Origin of the sequence: Arcticibacter sp. (genome assembly GCF_045629565.1) — a bacterium.
Classification (GTDB): Bacteria; Bacteroidota; Bacteroidia; order Sphingobacteriales; family Sphingobacteriaceae; genus Arcticibacter.
This window is the reverse complement of record NZ_JAZQRL010000069.1, coordinates 60121-86835: the sequence shown is the minus strand read 5'-3', so window position 1 is coordinate 86835 and position 26715 is coordinate 60121. Positions and strand designations below refer to the sequence as shown.

The window sequence follows — 26715 nt, the reverse complement described above, 5'->3', positions numbered from 1 at the left end:
GCTTCACCAAAAACGAAGATGCCATTTGATTTGTAGCTGATGTAATTTTGCTGGCGTACTGCATCCATATATACAATGCTGTACAAAACATGCTCAGCACCAATTTCATCAGCAATAATATCATGGCTATTGATGCCATTTAGTAATGACAATACCAGTGTATTTTCTCCAACAAAAGGTTTAATATCTTCAATAGCTTGCTTTAACTGGTAGCTTTTTACACCGATAATGATCAAATCTGCTTTATCCACGGTATGTTCAGCGAGAACATATTTAAAGTCATATCGCTTCTGGTTTACAAAAACACCTTCTTCAGTATAGCGGTCAAGCCTTTTTTGATCCACAATGATGCTAACCATTTCTGGGTCAAAGTCATAAATTTTGGAGGCATATTTTGCGCCAATAGCGCCTAATCCAATAAAATAAACAGATTGAATGGGAGTAATCATCTTGCAAATTTAAAATAATATTGCTTGATTCTATTACTTATGAATTCGCTACCGTCTCTTAATATGATGAAGGCAGCTTAATTTTATCCAGTTTAATGAATGGTTTTCTTAAGAAGAGATAAGTAGCGTGTTAGAAATATATATATTGAAAAAGAGTTACCTTAGTTGTATGTTTTAATCTTGATAGCCAATTCATGAGCCTTTTTATTATTGTTACCTCCTTATTTACTTTAAGTACGGTTTTGAGTTTTATCAATGCCCGATGGATTAAATTACCCGGAGTAATAGGGGTCATGTTGTTATCTATTTTGACTACGCTGGTTACTGTGGTTGCGGGGCAAATTATTCCTAATTTCAGCAGCTTTATCAATAATTTAGCTAATGCTATTGATTTCTCTGATACTTTACTAGAGGTTTTACTTGGCTTTTTACTTTTTTCCACTGCGCTGCAGTTTGATATTAATCGATTGAAAGCATATTTAAGCAGAATATTAATTATCAGTACAGTAGGAGTGTTGCTTTCTACTTTGATTTTTGCAGGTATGTTGTATTATGTGCTTGAAATGATCAATTTAACTATACCTTTTATTTTCTGCTTGTTATTTGGTGCACTAATCGCACCTACAGATGCAGTTGCTGTTTCTGCTTTGTTGAAAGAAACCCGAATGCCCAAGCGATTGGAAACTATAATATCGGGTGAGTCATTGTTTAATGATGGTATTGGTATAGTACTTTTTATCAGCTTCCTGCGACTTATTGAAATTCCTGAAAGGGGGTTTTCATTGACTGATGTGGCTATGTTATTTGCTAGAGAAGTATTTGGCGGATTGTTAATTGGTGTTTTACTGGGTTGGATTGCAACCAGGATGATAAGGTCTATTGTAGATTTTCAGACTATTGTTCTGATCACATTGACGCTTGTAATGTGCATCTCTGTTATAGGAGGTATTCTTTTTGTTTCTATTCCACTAGCTGTTGTTGCCGCAGGTTTGTTAGTACGTAACCGTGCATTTATAAATACGAAAGATCATGTTAATAAATACTTGCAGCTTTTCTGGAAGTTAGTTGATGATTTGTTAAACATCATTTTGTTCGTGCTGTTAGGTTTGCAAATGGGGGCTGTTTCTTTTTCAGTGAGTCATTTTATTATTGGCGCCATCGCTGTGGTGCTTTTGCTGGTTGCCCGTGCACTAAGTATTACATTACCCATCATTTTCCTTAAAAGGACTTTAAAAATGCAGTATAATAGCATTTTTATCCTTACCTGGGCTGGGTTAAGAGGTGCTATTTCAATTGCACTGGCACTTTCCATTCCTGCTACGCCTTTCAGAGAAACTTTATTGGCAGCAGCTTTTTTTATTGTTGTATTCTCTGTTTTGGTGCAAGGCTTGACGTTAAATAGTGTAGTCAATAAATTAGTTAATAAGGTTTAACATTGTTGATTTATTTTTTTATTAATTTATTGAGGTTTTGTTGTATAGCTATATTTATTTTAAGTGGGATTATAGAAATCCAGAAGAATCATCATAACTATTAAAATCGAGCGATACATATCATATTGCAGCGATGCATAAAACAAAGCGGTAACTTAGCAATTTCGCAGGATTTGTAACAAAATTTATCCTTTATAATCAAAATAGAAATTAACGCATGAATTTATTAGGAAACATCATCTGGATAATCTTTGGAGGAATATTTATATTTTTTGAATACATTATTGGAGGTTTAATATTATGCCTCACCATTGTTGGGATTCCTTTCGGCTTGCAGTGTTTTAAGTTTGCCATTGTAGGGCTCGCGCCTTTTGGCGTTAAAATAACAGATACTTCTACCAATACTGGCTGCTTAACAACAATTATGAATATTGTATGGATCATTTTTGGTGGAATTTGGATTGCCTTGACTCACCTGGTATTTGGTATTCTATTTTGTATCACGATTATCGGTATACCTTTTGGCCGTCAACATTTTAAATTGATGAACCTGGCTTTTACCCCATTTGGGAAGTCGATAAGTTAAAAGTTTATTTCAATAGTTGCATGTGTAATTTTTTTATGTTAAAATTAATTCATAATTCAGGTATAGCATAATGTTATACGATGATCAAGGTTTTTACCCCGTTTGGGAATTCAGTAGGTTAAAAGGTTAGATGAAATTTTTTTGTGAGAATTACTTCCTCTTAAAGCAATACCTTATTTCAGATGTAGCTTAATGTGAGTATTCTTTTAATACAATTAATAAGCCTTGCATTAAAAGAATGCTGGTTTTAAACTTACTTGATAGGGTAATTTGACTTAAGCAGGTTTCATTTCTTCAATTGTTGCTGAGCGTATACCTAAATTAATAATATATAGAAGGCAGTTGAAATGGTGCTAATTTTAAACTCACTTAATTTGCGAAAGGCGTGGTAATATCCGCATTCTAAAGCAGTTCATTGCAGTTTCACCTAATTGTGCCAGAAGATGGTAATTAGCAATAGCACCAACAGGAGCTCCAATGATGGGAATAAGTTGGGCCATTTTTGCAAGATCGATATAGTCGCGATATTCTTGTTGAAAAGTACGCCAGTCAAATTCTTCTGCTTGATCTGGGAGACGACTGCTGTACATTTCCCAGTTATCTAATAATTGAAAGATCTCATTTCGTCGTTGCTGACTGGAATAAGCAAGTTGGAAAATATACAGTATATATAATCGCTCTTTATAATCCTTTATATTAAATCCATATAAAGATGCGATATTAAAAAGTAATTTAATTTTAATACCAATGAGTATCGGGAACTCTGCTAATCCTAATAATATGCCCCCGGCTCCAATTATTGCACCTTCTACAGACGCAGTTTTCTGATAAAAGGTGATTTGCTGCCTGATGTAACTTTCTCTTAATTGAAAGGAAGCTTCTGTAGGTAATTTCTCTGTTGTGGTATATTTAGCTCCAAAAAGCACCGCCTTAATCATCTTTTCAATAGTTACTGTCAATACTTTATGCACCTTCTCAGGGATAATATTATTGATCTTGTTCTGGATGCCTTTCGCAATCCTGTTAGTTAAAGATGGCTTTTTCTGCATCTTTTGCTGCCAGTCAATCAATAAAAAGTATGCATTTTGTTCGTATTGAGTCATTCCGTATTAAATAATTAAGGGTTTAACTTGCTAAAGTGAAAAAGTTAAAGGTAAATAACTTTCATGTTTCATGATCTGTTAATAAAAGGCTATGGTGGAAACAAGAGGCTGGTATATTTTACATAAAGCAAATTGAATCGATATTGAATTGTACGTGATCAACTGAAAGATTACTTAAAAATTGATAATTAATTAAATAGCTTAATAGTGTAATCTAATAGTTCAGGTCCACCTGTTCTTCCATGTCCGGGAATTATAGTTGTTACATGTGGATACTTTGTTTTTAATTTTTCAACCGTTGAGGACCATGCTTTGATGTTCGCGTCTTCTAAATTTCCTTTTTCAGAACCAACTTCTTTGATCAGGCATCCGCCAAACATCATATTCTCCTTGGGAAAGTATCCTATAATATTATCCTTGGTATGGCCTTCACCTATAAATTCGGCAATGACTTTATAATCTCCAATAGTAAATTCTTTATAATTTGTAAAACCATTTTGTGGAACAGGTGAATTAACTGATTTAGCCAATTCAATTGTTTTAAAATTTGCAAAGGAGGGGATCTGATGTTGGTGGAATGTATTAAGGCCTACAACACAATCTGTATGGAAATGCGTAGCGATAACAGCCTTGATTTTTATAGCTCTTTGCGTTATAAAATAATTGATCAATTCTACAGTGCTTTCTTCATTTGCCGGTGTATCGAAAATAATTGCTTCTTGATGATTTAGAACAATCATTCCATTGCATGGTACTTTTCCAAAATCCTCAGAGTTTAAATACGAAGTGTGTTCATAAACATGATTGGAGATCTTCCGGATAGTAAGATTTTCAGATTCATAAATTGCTTCCTCGTGATTCTTTGGTGTTTCAACTTCTGCTTCTTTTCTTTCTGTAATAAGGGCTTGTTTTCTACCCTCATTACTGCAGGCCATAATTGTTAACGCCATTAAAGCGATAATAAAATTGTATTTAAGCATGGCTAGTGTTTTCATATTGTAATACTTACCTTCTAATCTTTCTGCTGTTAGTCTTGTGTTTTGCCTCATTACGATCAGCCATGACCTTTAATGCTGCCTTAAAGTGTTAACTATATAACAATACTTCTCAAAGCAAATAGATGAATTAAAATTGCATAAGATATTCGAGAAATTATCGGCTTTGCTTTAATTAATTTAATTGTTAATGATTTGTTCTTGGGTATGAAGTCTTGCGCGTGAAATATATAAATGTCTTCTAATACTACAAATCTTTATATAACATCCGATTATTAAAAAACAACGGGGGACTTAGACAGTTCAGGATGATGACGCATGATCCATTTCCATAGCTAAACTGTATGTAAAAATAAAAAACCGCCTTTAAACTTAATTAAAGACGGTTTCTGTACACCCAATAGGATTCGAACCTATGACCTACGGTTTAGAAAACCGTTGCTCTATCCAGCTGAGCTATGGGTGCCTTTGGTGGCTGCAAATATAGAAAATCTTTAAATTAACTCCCAAGCTAATTTAAAGATTCTACTAAAAAACTAAGATCCAGCAAATTAATTTTGCTCCATGCTCAGTTCAGCGAAATATTTATGGAATAGAGGTATCGTTTCGATGCCTTTATAGTAGTTAGCAATGTCAAATTTTTCGTTTGGAGAATGCAGATTATCACTATCCAATCCAAAACCCATCAGTACGGTCTTAATTCCAAGCTCCGCCTCAAAGAGTGCTACAATAGGAATACTTCCTCCACCCCTCGTAGGAATCGGCTTTTTACTGAAAGACTCTTCAATAGCTTTCTCTGCGGCTTTATAAGCTACGCTGTCTGTAGGGGTCACTACGGGTTCTCCTCCATGATGAGGTGTAACCTTTACACGCACATAGTCGGGGGCGATGCTCTCAAAGTGGTCTTTAAATAGTTGAGTGATTTTATCGGATTGTTGGTTTGGCACCAGGCGCATGGAGATTTTTGCGCTAGCCTTTGAAGGAAGGACAGTTTTAGCACCTTCACCAATATAACCACCCCAGATCCCGTTTACTTCAAGGGTCGGCCTAATGCCTGTACGCTCTATAGTTGAATAGCCTTGCTCTCCCCAGAGTGATTTAACTCCAAGGTCGTTTTTAAACTCATCTTCATCATATGGAGCTTCGTTGAGACTATTTCTCTCCTGCTCGGAAAGGCTTAACACATCATCATAGAAATGCGGGATAGCAATATGGTTATTTGCATCGTGCAGGGAAGCTATCAATTGACATAAAACAGTAGCTGGATTGGCAACGGCACCACCGTATACGCCCGAGTGAAGATCCCTGTTTGGACCGGTAACTTCAACTTCGAGGTAAGATAGTCCGCGAAGTCCTGTCTCAAGAGACGGATTTTCCAAACTAATCATCGAGGTGTCTGATATCAACACGACATCAGATTTAAGGCGTTCCCGATTTGCCCTAACAAAAATACCGAGATTGCTTGAACCTACTTCCTCTTCTCCCTCGATCATAAACTTGATGTTACAGGGGAGTGAATCGGAATTCACCATCAGCTCAAATGCTTTAACATGCATATAAAACTGGCCTTTGTCATCACAAGCACCCCGGGCAAATATTTTTTCGTCTCTAATTGTAGGCTCGAAAGGGGGTGTCTTCCACAATTCCAGCGGGTCGGCAGGTTGCACGTCGTAATGGCCGTAAACCAGAACCGTTGGTTTTAAAGGATCTATTATCTTTTCACCATAAACTATCGGATACCCGGCCGTCGGGCAGATTTCGACATTTTCCGCACCTGCTTCTGTAAGCTTTCTTGCGACGTAATCTGCTGTATTTAAAACATCTTCTTTATATGAAGGATCCGCGCTTACTGAAGGAAACCTGAGCAACTCAAGTAGTTCATCCAAAAAGCGTTGTTTGTTTTCCTCAACATACCGTTTTATAGTCTGCATAATCTCTAAAGTTTACGCAAATATAGTCTAGTGGAGACGAACAAAAAGGAGATTTAGATAACTTTCCGAGATTTACGTTAGTCCCAGCCGCTCATATCTCTCTTCTCACCACCCATTACGGTTTTCTCAGCTTTCAATGAGGGGGTTGCTCCTTCTTCTTTCTTGCATGAAGCGAATGTGATGGCTACTACCGCCAATATGGCTACGATCTTTTTCATTTGTTCTTTTTTATGTTTTAAGTATTTAGGAGTTTTCTCTCTGGGTTGATGCTCTCCCTGGGCTGACTTTCTCCCTGGCTGATTTTCTACCTGGGCTGATTAGTCCCAACCGCTCATATCTCTCTTCTCACCACCCATTACGGTCTTCTCAGCTTTCAATGATGGGGTTGCGCCTTCTTCTTTCTTGCATGAGGCGAATGTGATGGCTACTATTGCCAATATGGCTACGATCTTTTTCATTTGTTCTTTTTTATGTTTTTTAGAATTATTAACTTTTTCCTTGGCTGACTTTGTCCTCGGTTGACTTTCTAGCTGGCCTGCCTAGTCCCAACCGCTCATATCTCTTTTCTCACCACCCATTACGGTCTTCTCAGCTTTCAATGATGGGGTTGCGCCTTCTTCTTTCTTGCATGAGGCGAATGTGATGGCTACTACTGCCAATATTGCTACGATCTTTTTCATTTGTTCTTTTTTTATGTTTTTAACTGTTTTTGAGACTCGTACGTGAATAACCTAATCTTACTGTTTCTGTATAGAAGCTTATGAACGATTGTAGGGAAATTAACTCGGCAGCAATTGCAGTGCTTATCTCCCCTTGATTAAGAGTTTGTTAGTGGAAGGTTATAATATCAGATTCCTGGAGAGCAAGTCCGGATCTGAATAGTCAAATGTGAAACACCTTCAGAGTGACTATTGTTTATTTCCATTAACGAAACTTTTTTAATATAAATTCTCGTTCCAAACCTAGGAATAAACGCCGCATTTTTGAGGGGAATATTGTAACACTATTTGATACAACTCGATTCAAATTTATACAGACAATACCCGCCCTCTATACAGTTCTGCACACTGACAATAGCGCCAAACCTGATCGCGTTTCTGCCTAGGATTCAATCCGGTACGCCACTTTAGTCTGTTAGGCCTGATATAATTGGAAAATATTATATATCTTTCCTTCAAGATTAGAAATGAAAGTTAACCTTCTCATAACAGCCTTAGTTTTATCGTTTATTTTTAACTGCTATTCTCAAACAGATTCGTTCAAAAACGATAGTTTATCGGTTGACAGGCTGAATGAACTCGCTTATAATATCCGTCTGACTGATCCCGATCAAACCTTACAACACGCAAAAAAGGCGTTAAATCTAGCGACAAAAATTGGCTATAGTAATGGTTCTGCAGAGGCTCAAAGAGTCATGGGAATCGGCTATTTCTATATCTGGAAAAACGAACAAGCTTTAAGCCACTATCTAAAGTCTTTGACGGGCTTTAAGAAAACCAATTATAAGCCTGGCCTTGCAAAAGTATATAACAACATTGGAAACCTTTATCGGGAAATCGATTTTGAAAAGGGACTGATGTATTTCAACAGATCACTGGTAGTAGCTAACCAACTTGACATGACCGATTTGATAGCAGGAGCTAATCTGAACATCGGTATAATATATTTCAGACAAAAGAAATACAATCTTGCTTTGTCTTGTTTTGAAAAAAGCTACAAGATGTTTACTGAACTGAAGAATCCGGTAGGAATAACTCAATCACTTCATAACCAAGGAGTGATATACTTCAACGTAAAAAAAACAGCGTTAGCTGAGAAAATTCTTTTAGAATCTATCCAGAATGCAAAACAGAACGAACTTAACAGCACAGTAGCGAGCATAAATTTGACACTGACTGCCATTTATATAAACCAAGGCAGATTCGCCAAGGCAGAAGAAGCTCTCAACGAAGGCAAAGCATATACTGAACTCGTCAAAGACGCCAAACTTCAGCAAGACTATACTTTCACATCCTATCAGCTCGAATACAAGAGAAAAAACTACAAACAAGCTCTTGAGTATTTACGACAGGTATACACTCAAGACAGCATCCAGTTTAACAATATAGAGTCGCAAAAAATAGGCCTGCTCCAGGAACAACAGCGACATATGGAGCGCGAAAAGCAGACCCTGATACTCATTGAGAGACAGAAAACGAACCGCGTCATGCTCTGGGCTTCAGTCATCGTTTTAATACTCCTGGCAGCGGTCATTATGCTATTATATCTAAATAACAAGAAGAAAGCGAAGACGAATAAACAACTACAGACACTTAATGACGAAGTTTCCTTACAAAAAGAAAACCTCGACCGGATCAATCATAATCTCGAAGAGATCATTACAGAACGAACTCTCGATCTGCAAATCAAGAACAAAAAACTATCTGACTATTCAGCCCATCTTTCGCATCAGATCCGAAGTCCAATAGCAACCATGAAGGGGCTCATGATGCTTGAAGAAGACCATCTTATTGAAAATGAGGAATTTGTAAAAGAGATCGGCAAGTGTATTAACGACATTGACGACAAGATCCGGAACATCAATGCAAACCTCCATAGCCTTGAAAATAAGGAGCTTTAGTGCTAGAGCAATAAAGAAGTGATATAAGCAATAGATTTGCCCTCAATTTTTTAATTTTGCCAATCAAAAAAGGGATTAGATTTGGAATATTTAAAGGGATTAAATCCATCGCAACGAGCAGCAGTAGAACAGACAATAGGACCGGTAATGATTGTTGCTGGTGCAGGTTCAGGGAAGACAAGGGTAATTACCTATAGAGTCGCTCATTTAATCAGGACAGGTGTAGATCCTTTTAACCTACTGGTGCTGACATTTACGAACAAAGCCGCCAAAGAAATGCGCAATCGCATCATGGACGTGGTCGGGGCGGAAGCCAAGAATATATGGATGGGAACATTCCACTCAGTATTTGCCAAAATCCTACGAGTAGAAGCGACTAAAATTGGCTATCCCTCGAACTTTACAATTTATGATACCGACGATAGCAAAAGTTTGATCAGATCCATTCTTAAGGAACAACAACTCGATGACAAACTCTATAATGCCAACTTTGTATATAATCGCATATCCTCAGCCAAAAATAACCTGATTTCTGCCGCAGAATATCAAAAGAATGCCCAGATTCAGTCTGAAGACTTCTCAAGCGGCCGCGGACGGCTCGGCGAGATCTACCAGACTTATACCCAACGCTGCTTTAAAGCCGGAGCGATGGATTTTGACGATATCCTCTTTAAAACTAATATTCTGCTCCGTGAGCATCCGGATGTACTATACAAGTATCAGAATAAATTCAAATATCTCATGGTCGACGAGTACCAGGATACTAATTATTCTCAGTACTTAATCGTCAAAAAGCTTGCAGCCATAAATGAAAACTTATGCGTAGTAGGAGACGACGCACAAAGTATCTATGCTTTCCGGGGAGCAAACATTCAGAATATACTCAACTTCGAGAAGGATTACCCAGATTTGAAGGTCTTCAAACTGGAGCAAAATTATCGTTCTACACGAAACATCGTCCATGTTGCGAATAGTATAATTGCGAATAACAAAAATCAATTAAAAAAGAACGTCTATTCTGAAAATGAAGATGGTGAGAAAATCAAAATAGCCAGGGCCTTTAGTGACAACGAAGAGGGAAAGATTGTAGCAGAGAGCATCATTCAGGAACGTAGTCTAAAGGGACTGAAATATCAGGACTTTGCTATCCTATACCGCACCAACGCACAGTCTCGTGCAATGGAGGAAGCGCTGCGAAAATTAAACGTTCCCTATAAAATATACGGAGGTCTCTCCTTCTATCAAAGGAAAGAAATTAAAGATCTCATCGCGTATTTCAGACTAACATTTAATCCAAACGATGAAGAAGCACTGAAACGCGTCATTAATTACCCCAAACGAGGGATCGGTGATACTTCAATGGAACGTATACTCATCGCAGCGGACAAAAATGATACTACTCCCTGGGAAATAATAAAAGAGGCTCCGAGTTATCTGGAACCGCGTACTGCTGCTCCGGCTGGCGGATTCGCTACGATGATTCAAAGCTTTCAGGCTGTAGCTAAACAGCAGTCGGCCTATGAAGCAGCCTTACACATCGCTCAGCACTCCGGACTTTTAAAGGATCTTTATGCTGATAAATCCATTGAAGGGCTTAGCCGATATGAAAACATCCAGGAGCTGCTAAACGGGATCAAAGAATTTTCTGAACGGGAAGATCTTGAAGAGAGAGGACTGGATATTTTTATGCAGGATGTGGCACTTCTCACAAACGATGACAATGACAAAAATCCTGATGCGGATACCGTGTCATTAATGACCATTCACTCCGCAAAAGGACTTGAATTTCCACACGTATACATCGTAGGACTTGAAGAAAACCTCTTTCCTTCCCAAATGTCTGTAAACTCCAGATCAGATCTGGAAGAGGAAAGACGGCTCTTCTATGTTGCCATAACCCGGGCAGAAAAGAAACTAACTATCTCGTACGCCACATCTCGGTATCGGTGGGGAACACTCACGAGCTGTGAACCTAGCCGCTTCCTCGATGAAATAGATGCCCGCTATCTGGAGCTGGCATACACCGAACAGCAGAAGTCTATGGATAAAAATCCGTTTTTTGCAGATCGACTGGAATCTCCCGGAGCTGATAGTTTTTCTAAGCCTAAGCCAAAAACAGGAACATTGAAGACTACCTCTATGCTACCGAAAGCACATGTTCCCAGCGCTGGATTCGCGCCGTCTGACACGTCCGGGCTTCAAATTGGCATGGAAGTTGAACATGAACGCTTTGGTTACGGCAAAGTAATTAATATAGAGGGAAATAAATCGGATATAAAGGCAACAATTTTCTTTAAAGAGCTAGGACAGAAGCAACTTTTGCTTAAATTTGCTAAACTTCGTATCGTCACGTAATCTATACGGATGAATCCGACCGGGAACCTTCCCCTCCAAACAAAACAAAAGAATGACATTTGACTATAATAGCACAAGGAATAAACTGATCCTTGCAGAGTATGGGAGAAATGTACAAAATATGGTCGCATATATTTGTACTCTTCCTACTAAAGAAGAACGAAATCGACATGCTCAGGTCGTAATTGATTTAATGGGTTTTCTGAACCCTCACTTGAGAGATGTTGCGGATTTTAAGCACAAATTGTGGGATCACCTGCACATAATCTCGGATTTCAAGATAGATGTCGACTGCCCCTATCCTGTGCCGACATCAGATGTTCTCCATGTCAAGCCCGAAGCACTGCCTTACCCTCAGCACCGCATACGATATAAGCATTATGGCAAAACGGTAGAGGTTCTAATCAAACAGGCCAAAACGATCGAAGACCCTCAACGCAAGCAGTTAATGGTTCAGTCTATTGCCAATTTTATGAAAATGGCATACGTTACATGGAACAAAGACTCCGTTACTGATGAGACAATCATCTCTGATCTGAAGGAACTCTCCAATGGGGAACTTATTCTGGAAGATAACGTCAATCTAAACAAAGTGGATATTTCTCGTCCTGCTCCATCGAGCATGAGACCTAAGAATATCCAGAAAGGCGGCATCCAGAACAATAAAAACAGGCAAAACTCGAATAATAGAAACAATAGTAACCGCCCCAAGAATACCGGAAAACGTTACTAGATTCAATCATACGAAGCAATGAATGCATTTGAAATTAACGGAGGGAAACCTCTGAAAGGGGAGATTATTCCTCAAGGTGCCAAAAATGAAGCGCTTCAGGTAATCTCTGCTGTACTACTAACGAGTGATAAGGTTACCATCAGCAATATTCCCGACATTGTCGATGTCAACAAGCTTATTGAACTTTTAGGCGATCTGGGTGTAAAGATTGAAAGATTAAGCAAAGACACGTACACATTTGAGGCAACCGATATCAATCTTGAATTTTTCCAGTCAGCACAGTTCAAAGCTAAAGGAGGCAGTCTCAGGGGATCAATTATGATCGTTGGTCCGCTACTTGCGCGTTTTGGCAAAGCAGCTATCCCAAAGCCAGGAGGCGACAAGATTGGCAGACGCCGTTTAGATACGCATTTCCTGGGTTTTGAAAAACTAGGCGCAAAGTTCATCTATAATGCGGAAACAGGCTTCTTTAATGTTGATGCGACCGACCTCAGGGGAGCTTACGTTCTTCTGGATGAGGCGTCTGTTACCGGCACGGCAAACATAGTAATGGCCGCCGTTTTAGCGAAAGGTACGACCACAATCTATAACGCCGCTTGCGAGCCTTACCTTCAGCAACTCTGCAAAATGCTGAACAGAATGGGGGCTAATATATCCGGCATAGGGTCAAACCTTGTCACGATTGAAGGTGTTCAACAGCTCGGCGGAACAGAACATCGATTGCTTCCAGACATGATCGAGATCGGTTCTTTTATCGGCCTTGCAGCCATGACGGGCTCGGAAATCACTATCAAAGATGTCCAATATAAAGAACTTGGTATCATTCCGGAGGTCTTCAGACGGCTGGGTATTCAAATTGAGCTTAAAGGCGACGATCTATACATACCCGCCCAGGAAAACTATGAAATAGAAACGTTTATCGACGGGTCGATCCTTACTGTTGCTGACGCACCTTGGCCGGGCTTCACACCCGACTTACTGAGCATAGTACTCGTTATTGCAACGCAGGCGAAGGGAAACGTCCTGATTCATCAGAAGATGTTTGAAAGTCGTTTATTCTTTGTCGATAAATTGATAGATATGGGGGCGCAGATCATTCTATGTGATCCACACCGTGCTACAATAATCGGCCTTAACAAACAAGTCCAGCTAAAAGGAATCGAGATGACATCTCCGGATATCCGCGCAGGAGTTGCTCTTTTAATCGCAGCATTATCTGCCAATGGAAGATCTATTATCCACAATATCGAACAGATCGAACGAGGATATCAGGATATCGATATCAGATTAAGAGCATTAGGTGCTGACATCAAGCGCATTAACGCAATGCCAAAATCACATTAAGCAAAAAGAGTCAGCTTCTTGAGAAGCTGACTCTTTTTGCTTTTTAACTATTTTACTCTCAGGCAGACATCGCGCTTATAATGTCGAATTGAGTTATAATCTCCAACTTACCAGTTTTATCTTCAACCAACACTGCTGTATTTTCCTTATTTATCAAACTGGAAATCTTATCTATAGATGTGTTCAAATCTACAAAAGGAAAAGGCTTCGTCATCACATCAAGAACCTTAAATGATTTTGCCGAGGGATGCTCAAGCAGGGCATTTAGTATATCACTCTCCGTAACCTTCCCAACTACCATGTCGTGTTGCGTAACAGGAAGCTGAGAAATATTCAACATCTTGATTGTGTTTATTGCCTCCAGCACAGACTGACCGGCATCAATTGTCACTATTTCCTGACTTTCTCTATTATCAAGAATCGAACCCGCTGTAAGCTTCTCATCCTTCATAAAGCCCCGTTCTCTCAACCAGTCCTCATTGAACATTTTGCCCAGATACCGTGTTCCGTGGTCATGGACTATAACAACCACCAGATCGCCTTCACTCAGCTTATCCTTCATCTGCAAAAGTCCCGCAACAGCCGCTCCAGTTGAATTACCTGCAAATATCCCTTCCTTTCTGGTTATCTCCCTCGTCATCAATGCCGCATCCTTGTCAGTGACCTTTTCAAAGTGATCGATTACTGAGAAATCCACGTTCTCCGGCAGAAAATCTTCTCCTATGCCTTCTGTTATATAAGGATATATCTCATCCTTGTCGAATTCCCCCGTTTCCTTGTACTTTTTAAATACAGATCCGTAAGTATCGATACCCCAGACTTTGATATTCGGATTCTTTTCTTTGAGATAGCGTCCAGCACCAGATATCGTCCCCCCTGTACCCACACCTACAACAAGGTGGGTAATTTTACCGTCCGTCTGCTCCCAAATTTCAGGGCCGGTTTGCTCGTAGTTAGCCTGGCTATTTGACAAGTTGTCATACTGGTTGGCTTTCCATGAGTTAGGCACCTCCCTTTGCAAACGGGAAGAAACAGAATAATAAGAACGGGGATCCTCCGGTTCAACGTTGGTCGGGCATACAATTACTTCGGCTCCAAAAGCGCGTAGAGCATCCACTTTCTCTTTAGATTGCTTATCAGTAGTGGTAAAAATGCACTTGTAACCTTTGATGATGGCGGCCATAGCCAGACCCATACCCGTATTCCCCGATGTGCCTTCTATGATCGTTCCACCGGGCTTTAACAACCCGGCCTCCTCCGCATCCGTAATCATTTTAAGGGCCATCCGGTCCTTGATGGAATTGCCGGGATTGCGTGTCTCAATTTTCGCAAGCACAGTGGCCTTCACATCAGAAGTGACCTTGTTTAACTTCACAAGGGGGGTATTCCCTATAGTCTCCAAAATATTGTTGTACCACATATCGCAAAGGTAGTAATTACTATTATTAACTCTGGGAAGCCAGAGCAGATTAGCTCTCTCGTCTTAAAATTTCAAATGCTTAACGGTTAGGCCATTATTAATCAACTGCATAAGAGAATCAATTCCGATCTTCAAATGAGATTTCACAAATCGTTCAGTCACTTTTGAATCACTTTCCGAGGTTTTCACTCCTTCCGGTATCATCGGTTGATCCGACACCAACAACAGTGCGCCTGTAGGAATCTTGTTCGCAAATCCCGTTGTAAAGATAGTGGCGGTTTCCATATCAACCGCCATGGCTCGAAGGGTCTCCAAATACCTTTTAAAGTTTTTATCATGCTCCCAGACCCTTCTGTTTGTTGTGTAAACAGTTCCTGTATAATAGTCTCTGGAATGATCTCTGATAGTAGTAGAAATAGCCTTCTGCAATGCGAAGGCCGGCAGTGCCGGAACTTCGGCAGGCAAGTAATCGTTCGATGTACCTTCGCCTCGAATAGCTGCAATGGGAAGTATCAGATCTCCTATACTATTCTTATTTTTCAAGCCGCCACACTTCCCAAGGAACAACACCGCCTTTGGCTTAATTGCGCTCAGCAGATCCATCATGGTTGCTGCAAGCGGACTTCCCATACCAAAGTTGATAATGGTAATACCATTCGCAGACACGCTTTGCATCGGCTTATCTAATCCCATAATGGGTGCGTTATCATGCCATTCTGAGAAAAGTTGGAGGTACTTTGAAAAGTTTGTTAGCAGGATGAACTGAGAAAAATCTTTCAAAGCTCGTCCCGTATATCTTGGAAGCCAATTATTAACGATATCCTCCTTCGTTTTCAAACCCTTCTTGATTGGGCTCTCCACTTCTTTAACGTGCTGAGTTTGTTCAATAACCTCTGAATCTTTCTTTACGTCTTTTTCCTCGTTCATAACTTTAACTTTAAAAAAAACCCCGAATCTCTTCGGGGTTCTCATTATGCAACTTTCAATTTCTTAATGTCTGACTTAGCAAACTTCTCCAGAGCGTAACTCAGTGTGATATACAGCTCTTTATTTTGTCCCTTCTGTGAGGGAACCTCAAACATGGCATCGATCATGATCGCTTCACATATAGACCTTAACCCTCTCGCTCCTAATTTGAACTCCATCGCCTTGTCTACAATAAACTCCAAAACCTCTTTATCGAATTCCAACTTGATGTCTTCATATTCGAATAGCTTCTGGTATTGCTTGATCAGCGAGTTTTTAGGTTCTGTAAGAATGCTGATCAACGCTTCCCTGTCTAATGGATTTAAATGCGTCACAACCGGCAGACGTCCTATCAATTCAGGAATCAACCCAAACGAACGAAGATCCTGAGGAGTAATGTATTTGTACAGATTTTTAAGATCGATGTTTTCATCGTCGTCATTGATCCTGTACCCTACCGTTTGTGTCTTCAACCGATTGGCGATCTTCCTGTCAATCCCGTCAAAGGCGCCACCACATATAAACAAAATATTATTGGTGTTTACCGCAATCATCTTCTGATCAGGATGCTTCCTACCACCTTGCGGCGGAACGTTCACGATAGTACCTTCAAGAATCTTCAGCAAAGCCTGCTGAACACCCTCCCCAGATACATCGCGGGTGATCGAGGGATTATCACTTTTACGCGCTATCTTGTCTACCTCGTCAATATAAACAATTCCACGTTCTGCAGAAGCTACATCATAATCCGCTGCCTGAAGCAGACGTGTCAATATACTTTCCACATCTTCCCCCACATATCCGGCTTCTGTCAAAACAGTAGCATCACAAATGCAAAAAGGCACATGCAAGATCTTAGCAATAGTTTTCGCCAAAAGCGTCTTTCCTGTACCAGTTTCCGCCACCATAATGATATTGGATTTCTCAATCTCAATTTCATCCTTCTCTACCTTCTGATTAAGACGTTTATAGTGGTTGTATACCGCAACGGAGAGAACCTTCTTTGCCTCATCCTGACCAATTACATACTGATCAAGATGTTTCTTTATCTCCAATGGCTTCATCAAGGTAAGCGAAGAACCTGTGCTCTTCGTTTTCCTTACAGACAACTCTTCTGCCAAAATCTGATTTGCCTGAGCAACGCACTTATCACAGATGTGAGCGTCCAGGCCTGCAATGAGCATCAGTGTATCCTGTTTACCAGAACCACAAAATGAACATTTAATATCTTTCGAGCTTTTACTCATTATTTGATTTGTTTTCGCCAAGCACCTCGTCAATCATTCCGAATTCTTTGGCCTCACTAGCAATCATCCAGTAATCCCTGTCTGATGCATCATGAACTTTTTGATAGTCCTGACCTGAGTGGTTAGAAATAATTTCATACAACTCTCTTTTCAGCTTCAATATTTCGCGCGCTGTGATCTCAATGTCAGAAGCCTGACCCTGAACCCCGCCAAGTGGCTGATGGATCATCACACGGGAATGAGCCAAAGCAGCTCGTTTGCCGGCAGCTCCTGCGCATAATAAGACGGCTCCCATAGAAGCGGCCATACCCGTACAAATCGTCGCTACGTCGGGAGTAATGTATTGCATCGTATCATATATGCCAAGTCCGGCGTAAACAGAACCACCTGGAGAATTTATATAGATCTGGATGTCTCTTTTTGCGTCTGTCGACTGCAGAAAGAGTAGCTGCGCCTGAATGATGTTAGCGTTGCTATCGTAAATCGCGTCACCAAGAAAGATGATACGGTCCATCATTAACCTTGAAAACACATCCATCTGAGCAACATTCAACTGACGTTCTTCAATGATATATGGCGTCATAGACATCGGGATAGCACTTTTTTCTACCCTGCCAATGAAACTGTCTACATGTTGACTGCCAATGCGATGATGTTTTACGGCGTATTTACGAAACTCATTTTTGTCGATATTCATTGGATTAAAAGTTTAAAGTCTGATATATTAATAAGTAATTATGCTAATAATAGTTTGAACGAATCAGAATTATTAGCATAATTACCATTATACCATAACTCTTAATTCAACTCAAGAAACTTGTTGTATTCGATCTCCTGACGATCTAATGTAATAACACTTTTCAGGTAATCAAACACTTTCTGTGCTTTTACTTCTTCAAATATTTTATTCGCGTTTTCTTTGTTTTGAAGGAATTGCACGGTGTACTCGGCCAACTGCTCTTCAGGCAGAGGTTGCGGGCTGTACATTTTGAACTGGGCATCTAGTCTGCTTTTCGCAGTCTGAAATACATCCTCATATTTTAGTTCAATACTATTCTCCTTGATGATCTTGTTCTCAACCAATGTCCATCGCAGGTTGTTAGCAAAATCTTCATAACCTTTCTGAAGATCGTCTTCTGTCAGGTTCTGATTTGTCGCTTTCAACCAGCGTTTCAGGAACTCATCCGGCAATTGCATCTCATATTTACCAACACCGTATTTTACAATGTCATTCTGAAGTCTTTGCTCCGCGTTCTGAACCATCATAGACTCGAGCTCAGCTGTGATCTTTTCACGAAACTGATCCTCCGTCGTAACAGTGCCGGGACCGAATAATTTATCAAAGAACTCCTGGTTCAGGTCTGACTCTTCCAGACGGTTAACATTTTTAACGGTTAACTGAAATTTTGAAGCAAGATCCTTAGCGTCTTCTTCCGAGATATTCAGAACCTTTGACACCTGGAAAGCATCATTTTCAAAAGCCTTCTGGATGTCAAATTCAGCAACATCACCTTTCTTCAAGCCAACGAGAGACCTCTTGATCTCCTCATCCTTGATAAGATCAAGTCTTACAGATCCAGAACTGATTATACCTCCTTCAAAAACAGAGCCATCAGGAGAAAGTTGTACCAACTCGGCAAAAAGAACATCTTCTGCTGACGAAACTTCAGGGTTTGTCATTTTGCCATAGCTTTTTCTGATGTTTTTGATCCTTGACTCAAGTGTTTCCACGTCAATTTTAATCTGGTAGTAAGGAATAGAATCCTTGTCAGAAAAATCAAGATTGAATTCAGGAGCCAGACCGAGTTCATATTTAAACTCGAACTCGTCTGTGTAATCCCAGTTGAATTCCTTAGACTCATCAACTTTGGGAAGAGGCTGACCCAGGATATCAATTTTATTGTCTGCTATATACTTATTGATCGAATCACTTAAAAGAGAGTTCACTTCCTCAACCAGGATGCTCTTTCCGTACATCTTTTTGATATGAGAAGGAGGAACCATTCCTGCTCTGAATCCCGGAAGCTTCGCCTTTTTTGCCTGAGTCTTTATTGCTTTTTCTACACGTTCAAGATAGTCTTCAGGTTTAATGCTCACATTAACTAAGGAGTTCAGGCTATCAATTTTCTCTTGTGTGATATTCATGTTCTAATTATTTACCGTTAGTATTATACAAAAATTCCCCCCGTTTTAGCGGGGGGAATCATGTGCGGAAGAAGGGACTCGAACCCCCACGCCTCTCAGCGCCAGATCCTAAGTCTGGTGCGGCTACCAATTACGCCACTTCCGCGCTTGGGTTTCATTAAATTTGGAATGCAAAAGTAGCTTTTATTTTCAATATTCCAAACGAATTTGAAAGAAATTATATCTTTTTTTTAAAGGCAACCAGACCATCTGGTGATCTTATGATGTAACACATTAAGATCGAACGGCTTAGCCACAACATCATTTGCGCCGGCCTCCATAGCTTTTTTTTGATCTTCATCCAGCACTGCCGCAGAAAGAGTAATGACCGGAATATCCTTCACATTCGATGGCAGCTCCTTCCGGATTCTTTTTATCGCCTCAAATCCGCCCATCACAGGCATATTAGTGTCCATCAGAACCAGATCATATCGACCATTCTTCAGTTTTTCGAGTGCGAGTTCTCCATTTTCAACAATGTCTACATCAATAGACCAGCGTTGCAGTACTTTTTTGATCATGAATTGATTAATAGCATTATCTTCTGCAACAAGTATTCTCATGCCATGAAGCGGCGGCAATTCCCCGATGCTCTTAACAGACTTTTCGGCTGAAGTTCCTACCACCTGAAACCAATTCCTGAAAGCAAAGGTCGTTCCCTTATGGGGTTCACTTTCCAAACTGATTTCTCCACCCTTCAATTCCGCCAGTTTCTTAACTATTGCTAGCCCGAGACCGGTTCCGCCGTACTGATGTGCCGTATCACTCGCCGCTTGCTCAAACGTTTCAAAAATTTTTTCAAACCTTTCTTTTTCAATACCAATACCCGTATCCTGCACACTGAACTCGATCTGCACCAGGTTACCCTTTGTCTGAATCTGCGTCACACTTAACTTTACCGACCCTTCATCAGTAAACTTAATGGCATTACCTACCAAATTTAGCAGGATTTGATTCAATCTTAAACCGTCAACAAGCACCACGGCCGGCACGGCAGAATCTATATGGACAACAAGGTCAATACCCCTCTCCTGCGCCTTAAATTGCAGCAGGCCGATCACCGAAGAAACCAGGTTTCTTATGCTTCCTTCAGTCCGTACGATCTTAAATTTACCCGATTCTATTTTCGAGATGTCCAGAACATCGTTTATAATACCTAATAAGGACTCACTTGAGATTTTCAGCAAGTTTACCATCTTGCTCTGCTCTGCGTCAAGTTCGGTATTCTCCAGCAGATGCACGATCCCCTGGATTCCATTTATAGGCGTACGTATCTCATGGCTCATGTTTGCCAGAAATGTCTCTTTTATCCTCCTTCCCTGCTCTGCCTGCTCCTTTGCCGCTATCAGTTCCTGCTGGAAATTCCTCAGTTCTTCGTTCTTGCGCTTAATTTCTCGCTGCGATCGTACAATCTGAATAAACGAATCGACTTTCGCCGCCGTTACGTAGGGATCCAGAGGTTTAAACAAATAATCTACCGCACCAACAGACAGGCCCTTCACTGCATATTTCATTTCCATAGAGATGGCCGTCACGAAAATCACCAGGATCTCCCGGGTTCGCGGGTTCCCTTTCAGTATTTCCACCAGTTCAAATCCATCCATTTCGGGCATTTGAACGTCGACCAAGGCAACTGAGATATCCTGTTCCCAGCAAATCTTAAGCGCTTCATTAGGAGATGTTGTGGTAACAATTTCTATATCGTTACGATCAAGAAGTGCTTCCAGAGCCACTATGTTCTCCTGTCTGTCGTCTACGATTAAAAGCTTAAGATGATCCATTTTGAAAATACTGTTCTTTTATGATGCCCTTTATAAAGGCAAAGATACTTTCATCAGTCAATATCAAAGCATCTTTGCACAATGATATTGCAGATTCAGGCATCGCCTTGACCTCTGCGTCCGCCGGATCTTGTATTATTGCCACACCGTTCCTTGCCTGAATATAACACAGCCCTTCCGAACCGTCAGCGTTTGCGCCGGATAATAGCACCGCGACGACCCGGTCCTGATACACATCAGACACGCTAATAAACGTTGAGTCGATTGATGGCCTTGAGAAATGCACCGGCTCAGAATAATCCAGCGTAAAGGTTTCGTCCGGCTCCAGAAGTAAATGATAATCGGGAGGTGCAAAGTATACATATCCATGCCTCAATTTTGTCTTATCCCCAGCCAGGCATACCGATAGTGCCGATTTGCTATCCAGCAATATCTCTATATCCGACTTAAAACTCCTGCTTCTATGCATGATAACGATTATGGGCAATGGAAAATCTGGGGGAAGCTGCTCGATCAAGTTAAATATCAGCTTCGAACTTCCCGCAGAGCCTCCCAGCAACAGAACCTTTGCCCTGGCAGCTTTCTCTAATACATTATGATCCCAGTTAGCCAATTTTCTGATATAAGTTTTCGAATTTATCAACTATCCTGAACCTGCCTGTCATGTCAAAAGCCCTCAACGATTCTTTAGCACCCAGACAGAGAAAACCAAACGGACATAAGCTGTCATAAAACAACTGAAGCACACGTTTTTGCAGATCAGTATTAAAATAGATCAGAACGTTTCGGCACGAAACCACTTGAAACTCATTGAACACCCTGTCAGACACAAGATTATGCACCGAAAACAGCGTATTCTTTTTAAGCTCGTTACTAATCGCAGCAGCGTCATATTGAGCCACATAAAAATCCACCAGAGAGCCGGAGTAACCGGTATTCAAATAATTTTCTGAATACTTTTTCATATTCGAAAGGGGATAAACTCCGGCTTTCGCCTTTTCCAAAACTCTTGGATTTATATCCGTACCATACAAGAACGAACGTTCCAGCAGACCCTCCAGCTTCAGCAAAATTGCAAAAGAATACAGTTCCTCTCCGGTTGAGCAGCCCGCGTTCCACACCTTTACGCGAGGAAACGATGTTAGGTAGGGAATCACCTTTTCTCTTACCAACCTGAAAAACGAAGGATCACGGAACATTTCCGTCACATTCACCGTAATCTGAACAACAAATTCCTCAAAAAAGAGATGATCATTAACTAACATCCCTTTCAGATCAAAAAGGTCGAGGCCGTAGATATCCATGATCCGGGTAACCCGCCGTTTCAGAGAAGCTCTCGAGTAACCACTGAAATCAAATCCATGGATATGATTAATCCAGGAAATCAGTTCTTCAAGCTCCTCATAAGAAATCCGTTCCTGCACAACTGACATATCTAGCTTAACCAAACACGCATCATAGACAAAAGTTTGTCCATTTCAACCGGTTTGGAGATATAGTCATTAGCGCCTGCTTCCAGGCACTTTTCCCTATCACTCTTCATCGCCTTCGCTGTCAGCGCAATGATGGGCAGACTTTGATACTGGCGCTTCTTACGCACCTCCTGCATCGCCTCATACCCATCCATCTGGGGCATCATGATGTCCATCAAAACCATATCTATATCCGGTATTTCATCCAGCTTCTTCAAGACCTCGATACCATTTGAAGCAATTTCCACATGCATGTCATAAGCTTGTATGGCCGTAGACAGTGCAAACACATTCCGCATATCGTCATCCGCAATCAGCACCCGCTTACCCGACAACGTTTTCTCCAGCGTAGAGCTATTTTTAAGAAGGTCGCCAGATGAATGCGTTGATGCCGTCGCCTTGTCTTTAGTTCTGACTTTATGCATAAACAAGTTTACCTCATCCAAAATACGGTCATTTGACTTCGCGCTCTTGAGGACCATCGCGTTCGTATGCTTCATCACTACGCCCATAGTTTCCTTGTCAAGTTCCATCGCTGTATTAATAACGACCGGAATCTCCGTAAGCCGCTCATTCGCTTTTATTCTTTTCAGAAGCTCCACACCCGACATATCAGGCAAGTGCAGATCAAGAATCAAACAATCAAAATCCCCATCGTTTTCCAGTATTTTAATTGCCTGCTCTCCGTTGAATGCCTGCTTAACCTCTATACTTTTTGCCACCAGGACCGCTGTCAATGCATCACTTTGCACCTGAACATCCTCCACTAGCAGCACCCGCTTCAGCTTTAGCAGCCCGCTACTGTTTAGCAAAACGTCAAAGGCTTGGTCCAGCTGGTCTTTACCAATCGGCTTTCGAAGAAATCCGATTGCTCCCTCCTGCCTGGCTTTAAAATTTGATTCGTCACGAGCAGACATTAAATGCACAGGAATCCATTTCGTGGACTGGTCATTCTTCAATTCTTTTAGAACCGTCCAACCGTCCATACCCGGCAGCATGATATCCAGAACAATAGCGTCCGGTTGATACTCACGGGCCATACGCAAGCCATTAGTTCCACTATAAGCAACCATGGGCTCAAATCCGCGTTCGCGGGCATAATCTTCCAGAATCTCTGAAAAAGAGATGTCATCTTCAACAATGAGAAGCCTGGGTGTCTGACCGGAATGGGTAGTCATAATATGCTCGGGCTTCGGAAACTGCGTAATTTCTCCCGAGCGCTCAAAACGAGTCGTCTCCTCTGTCAGGATTGGTGACGGTTGTATGTCATTGCCGGAAACCGGCAGGTAAAGCGTAAAAATGCTGCCCTGGTTAGGTTCGCTCTCCACCTTCATCTCTCCCCCTAATAAGTTACAAAGCTCCCTGCAGATGGAGAGCCCCAAGCCTGTACCTCCATGCTTCCTGCTGATAGAACCGTCGGCCTGCTGAAACGCTTCAAATACGATACTCTGCTGCTCTCTGGTCATACCAATACCGGTATCACAAACACGGAAGCGCATAGCACCTATTTCATCTGAACGAAGCACATCGTTTTTAAACTTCTCACCTTTTGAAGCGATCGAAACGTCCACACTCACCCGGCCTCCTTCAGAAGTAAACTTAAAAGCGTTTGACAGAAGATTTTTCATTATCTGTTCTACGCGTTGCTTATCAGAGATAAACAGTATCGGTGCATCCTGATCGATATCAAATACGAAATCTATCCTTTTCGAAGCTGCAACATGGTTGAACAGCTGTTGCAAATCGTACTTCAAGTCCTCAGTTTTCACTTCTTCCCATTGAATATCCAATTTACCCGACTCAATTTTAGACAAGTCCAGAATATCATTGATCAGATTCAACAGATCGGTTCCCGCATTATGTATTACACTCGCATAGCGCACCTGATCAGACGTCAGCGTCTTTTGCTTATCCTCACTTAGTATTTTAGCCAAAATCAGAATACTGTTAAGCGGCGTTCTCAGTTCATGGCTCATATTCGCCAGAAATTCCGACTTATACTTGCTACTTTGCTCCAGCTCTTTAGCCTTAATCTTGATCGCCTCATTGGCCAACTCTACAGCATAGTTTCTCTCTTTGAGCATACCCGCCTTTTCTTCGAGTTCAGCATTGGTCTGCCGTAGCTCCTCCTGCTGCACACGCAGCTCCTCCTCCGAAACCTGCAGTTGCTGAGTCTTTTTTATAAGCTCCTCATTTGCCGCCATCAGCTCCTCTGTCTGCACTTCAAGCTGCTCTGACTGATAACTGGTCTGCTCATAGAGAACCTTCAGCTGGCTTCTGGATTGCGCAGTATTCATAGCGACACCTACCCCGTCCACTATTTGTCGGATAAATTCCAGCTTTAACGGCGTAACTTCTTCGCTGAAGCCGATTTCAATAATTCCGATAAGTTCATCTTCGAACAATACCGGCTGAATAACCAGCGACCGGAGATTGATCTTTCCGACTCCAATGCGAATAGACAACTGATCTTCCTTAATATCGCTAATCACTACGCCCTTTTTTGACAGCGCTACCTGGCCAAGCAAGCCTTCACCTACCTTCTGCGCAGCATGATGCTTAGGATAAGCATAAGCCCCCGCCAGCCGCAAAGTATCTTCATGGATCAGATAAAACGAACCAACCTGCGCACAGCTGTACTCCGCTAGTTCTTCTATAACGTTCTCAGCCAGTTCCTCCACATTCTGCATACCCCGCATACAGACTTCGATACGCTCCGATCCGCTTAGCAGCCAGTTCTTCTTGTTGTTCTCCTCCCCAATTTTGTTCAACTTGGCATTCGCTTCCCTAACAGAAGCCTCAATCTGCTTCTGCCGCCTGAAAGTAGTCTTGATGTAGCGGAACAACACCAGCAAGAGCCCAAGTACAACAAAGCAACCACCCAACACAATAACCACGGTTCGTCGCATACTATTCGTCGAAGCATTCTCGCGCTCACGCATCAGGCGTTCCTCTATCCCCGATATTCTCTTAGTATATTCCCTCACTGCGTCCATATGGACTTTGGCAGAGTGGAACTGCTCATTCATTTCTGCCCCCCTGGCTAACCTACCTGCTTCATGCGCAGCAATTATCGCCTCCATATCACCTATCTTAAGCGTGGCGTAATAATACAGAGAATCAACATTCCTTACCTGTTCAGGATTATCTGTAACCATACCCCTTAGCTGCTCAATGGAAGGAATGATCAACACCGAACTGCGCTTGTACTGAACCCGTAAGCTTTTAATCCCGGTTAAAACGTAACCACGCTGGGCACTCTCAGCGGTGGTTACCTGAGACACAATCAACTCGTTTACCTGAAACACACGGCTGGTATGACGCAACCATTCTGCATCCTCCTTTTGATCTTCCATACTCACGTAAGACAGGATCGCCACGAAAAAAAGAATAACAAGGGTTGATATAAATCCGGTAAGAACTTGTTGCTGAAAGGAAAGTTTCTTAAACATGAGCTAATGAATACAAGGAATAAAGATAGTATTTCAATTACCAAACCAAAACTCTTTGTCTCCGCCACTGTTGTGTGTAAAACTATTATCACTCAAATCAATACGATGGAAAACCAAAATGAAAAATCAATAGCAAATCTTAAACATCTGTTGTCCATCTGCAATGATGGCAAAGAAGGTTATAAAACCGCAGCGGAAGATACCGATTCTCCTGAGCTTAAGACACTTTTTTCCATGTACTCCATTCAGCGTGCGGAGTATGAGATGCAGCTAAAAAAAGCAATTCATCAACTTGGCGGCGACCCGGATAACGATACCGGAGGGCCGGTTGGCGCATTGCACAGAGTATGGATGGATATCAAAACGGCATTTACCAAAAACGACGACAAAGCTATTCTAAGTGCCTGCCTTACCGGCGAACAATCAGCACTTGAATCCTATGACAAAGAATTGCAGGATGATGGAATCAGCCCGGAAATCGTTGAGATTCTGGGAGAGCAGCGCAACGGAATTTCCGACTGCATAAAAAACATAGAATCACTTAAGACTCAGTACTCTTCCTGATCTTTTAATCTTGATTAACCCAACACCGGGCACAGAATATCTCATTCTGTGCCCTTTTATTAACAATTTCATAGCAGTAA

General features: G+C 41.2%; 23 protein-coding genes and 2 tRNA genes. 7 read left to right on the top strand and 18 right to left on the bottom strand.

The features are described 5' to 3' along the window. Positions 1 to 449 (bottom strand): ketopantoate reductase family protein (locus ACKI5J_RS09320; protein ID WP_407428792.1); only part of this gene is annotated, 449 nt, incomplete at its 3' end. Between the two features lie 194 nt (positions 450 to 643). On the opposite strand from ACKI5J_RS09320, the gene ACKI5J_RS09315 reads away from it, so the two are divergent. Together ACKI5J_RS09315 and ACKI5J_RS09310 are read left to right on the top strand one after the other, a co-directional pair. Continuing rightward, positions 644 to 1882 (top strand): cation:proton antiporter, encoded by a 1239-nt coding sequence (locus ACKI5J_RS09315; protein ID WP_407428790.1) that lies wholly within the window; start codon positions 644 to 646, stop codon positions 1880 to 1882. Between the two features lie 217 nt (positions 1883 to 2099). Beyond that, on the top strand, positions 2100 to 2468 hold the full coding sequence (locus tag ACKI5J_RS09310) for a YccF domain-containing protein (protein ID WP_407428788.1): 369 nt from the start codon (positions 2100 to 2102) through the stop codon (positions 2466 to 2468). Between the two features lie 365 nt (positions 2469 to 2833). Here ACKI5J_RS09310 and ACKI5J_RS09305 read toward each other — a convergent pair whose 3' ends face one another. The 7 genes from ACKI5J_RS09305 to ACKI5J_RS09275 form a co-directional block, all read right to left on the bottom strand. Further along, positions 2834 to 3571 carry an EcsC family protein gene (locus ACKI5J_RS09305; protein ID WP_407428786.1) on the bottom strand — a complete coding sequence of 246 codons (738 nt, stop codon included), beginning with the start codon at positions 3569 to 3571 and terminating at the stop codon, positions 2834 to 2836. A gap of 188 nt (positions 3572 to 3759) precedes the next feature. Then, positions 3760 to 4566 carry a subclass B1 metallo-beta-lactamase gene (bla, locus tag ACKI5J_RS09300; protein WP_407428784.1) on the bottom strand — a complete coding sequence of 269 codons (807 nt, stop codon included), beginning with the start codon at positions 4564 to 4566 and terminating at the stop codon, positions 3760 to 3762. A 392-nt stretch (positions 4567 to 4958) separates the two neighbouring features. Beyond that, positions 4959 to 5032 (bottom strand) — tRNA-Arg (locus ACKI5J_RS09295). An 85-nt stretch (positions 5033 to 5117) separates the two neighbouring features. Beyond that, positions 5118 to 6497: a dipeptidase gene (locus ACKI5J_RS09290; protein WP_407428782.1), complete on the bottom strand. Its 1380-nt coding sequence runs from the start codon at positions 6495 to 6497 to the stop codon at positions 5118 to 5120. A 77-nt stretch (positions 6498 to 6574) separates the two neighbouring features. Then, complete coding sequence (locus tag ACKI5J_RS09285; RefSeq protein ID WP_407428778.1) at positions 6575 to 6715, bottom strand: hypothetical protein; 141 nt, start codon at positions 6713 to 6715, stop codon at positions 6575 to 6577. Between the two features lie 99 nt (positions 6716 to 6814). Further along, positions 6815 to 6955: a hypothetical protein gene (locus ACKI5J_RS09280; RefSeq protein ID WP_407428780.1), complete on the bottom strand. Its 141-nt coding sequence runs from the start codon at positions 6953 to 6955 to the stop codon at positions 6815 to 6817. Between the two features lie 81 nt (positions 6956 to 7036). Beyond that, complete coding sequence (locus tag ACKI5J_RS09275; protein WP_407428778.1) at positions 7037 to 7177, bottom strand: hypothetical protein; 141 nt, start codon at positions 7175 to 7177, stop codon at positions 7037 to 7039. 506 nt (positions 7178 to 7683) lie between these two features. On the opposite strand from ACKI5J_RS09275, the gene ACKI5J_RS09270 reads away from it, so the two are divergent. The 4 genes from ACKI5J_RS09270 (at position 7684) to murA (ending at position 13549) form a co-directional block, all read left to right on the top strand. Continuing rightward, positions 7684 to 9117 carry a tetratricopeptide repeat protein gene (locus ACKI5J_RS09270; RefSeq protein WP_407428776.1) on the top strand — a complete coding sequence of 478 codons (1434 nt, stop codon included), beginning with the start codon at positions 7684 to 7686 and terminating at the stop codon, positions 9115 to 9117. 81 nt (positions 9118 to 9198) lie between these two features. After that, a complete protein-coding gene (locus ACKI5J_RS09265; protein WP_407428774.1) occupies positions 9199 to 11472 on the top strand; it encodes an ATP-dependent helicase in 2274 nt (757 codons plus the stop codon). A 52-nt stretch (positions 11473 to 11524) separates the two neighbouring features. After that, a complete protein-coding gene (locus ACKI5J_RS09260) occupies positions 11525 to 12205 on the top strand; it encodes a DUF4290 domain-containing protein (protein WP_407428772.1) in 681 nt (226 codons plus the stop codon). An 18-nt stretch (positions 12206 to 12223) separates the two neighbouring features. After that, positions 12224 to 13549, top strand: a complete 1326-nt coding sequence (murA, locus tag ACKI5J_RS09255) for a UDP-N-acetylglucosamine 1-carboxyvinyltransferase (RefSeq protein WP_407428770.1) — start codon at positions 12224 to 12226, stop codon at positions 13547 to 13549. A 58-nt stretch (positions 13550 to 13607) separates the two neighbouring features. On the opposite strand, the gene ACKI5J_RS09250 is transcribed toward murA, so the two are convergent. From ACKI5J_RS09250 to ACKI5J_RS09205, 10 genes are all read right to left on the bottom strand, one after another. Further along, on the bottom strand, positions 13608 to 14969 hold the full coding sequence (locus ACKI5J_RS09250) for a pyridoxal-phosphate dependent enzyme (RefSeq protein WP_407428768.1): 1362 nt from the start codon (positions 14967 to 14969) through the stop codon (positions 13608 to 13610). A 63-nt stretch (positions 14970 to 15032) separates the two neighbouring features. After that, the gene (locus ACKI5J_RS09245) at positions 15033 to 15896 is read right to left on the bottom strand and encodes an AMP nucleosidase (protein ID WP_407428766.1); all 864 of its coding nucleotides are present in this window, start codon (positions 15894 to 15896) and stop codon (positions 15033 to 15035) included. Between the two features lie 44 nt (positions 15897 to 15940). Further along, positions 15941 to 17182, bottom strand: a complete 1242-nt coding sequence (gene clpX / locus ACKI5J_RS09240; protein WP_407428764.1) for an ATP-dependent Clp protease ATP-binding subunit ClpX — start codon at positions 17180 to 17182, stop codon at positions 15941 to 15943. After that, a complete protein-coding gene (gene clpP / locus ACKI5J_RS09235) occupies positions 17175 to 17879 on the bottom strand; it encodes an ATP-dependent Clp endopeptidase proteolytic subunit ClpP (protein ID WP_407428762.1) in 705 nt (234 codons plus the stop codon). The genes clpX and clpP overlap by 8 nt, the downstream gene beginning before the upstream one ends. Before the next feature lie 101 nt (positions 17880 to 17980). After that, a complete protein-coding gene (gene tig, locus ACKI5J_RS09230) occupies positions 17981 to 19327 on the bottom strand; it encodes a trigger factor (protein ID WP_407428760.1) in 1347 nt (448 codons plus the stop codon). A gap of 63 nt (positions 19328 to 19390) precedes the next feature. Further along, a tRNA-Leu gene (locus tag ACKI5J_RS09225) sits at positions 19391 to 19472 on the bottom strand. An 85-nt stretch (positions 19473 to 19557) separates the two neighbouring features. Then, a complete protein-coding gene (locus ACKI5J_RS09220) occupies positions 19558 to 21147 on the bottom strand; it encodes a response regulator (protein WP_407428758.1) in 1590 nt (529 codons plus the stop codon). Next, positions 21134 to 21760 (bottom strand): chemotaxis protein CheB, encoded by a 627-nt coding sequence (locus ACKI5J_RS09215; RefSeq protein ID WP_407428756.1) that lies wholly within the window; start codon positions 21758 to 21760, stop codon positions 21134 to 21136. Before ACKI5J_RS09215 ends, ACKI5J_RS09220 begins: the two co-directional genes overlap by 14 nt. Then, the gene (locus ACKI5J_RS09210) at positions 21753 to 22595 is read right to left on the bottom strand and encodes a CheR family methyltransferase (protein WP_407428754.1); all 843 of its coding nucleotides are present in this window, start codon (positions 22593 to 22595) and stop codon (positions 21753 to 21755) included. The genes ACKI5J_RS09215 and ACKI5J_RS09210 overlap by 8 nt, the downstream gene beginning before the upstream one ends. After that, entirely contained in the window at positions 22583 to 26071 is a 3489-nt protein-coding gene (locus ACKI5J_RS09205) for a response regulator (RefSeq protein ID WP_407428752.1), read from the bottom strand. Before ACKI5J_RS09205 ends, ACKI5J_RS09210 begins: the two co-directional genes overlap by 13 nt. 6 nt (positions 26072 to 26077) lie before the next feature. Between ACKI5J_RS09205 and ACKI5J_RS09200 the strand changes: the two genes are divergently transcribed. Further along, entirely contained in the window at positions 26078 to 26635 is a 558-nt protein-coding gene (locus ACKI5J_RS09200; RefSeq protein WP_407428750.1) for a ferritin-like domain-containing protein, read from the top strand. Positions 26636 to 26715 lie beyond the last annotated feature (80 nt).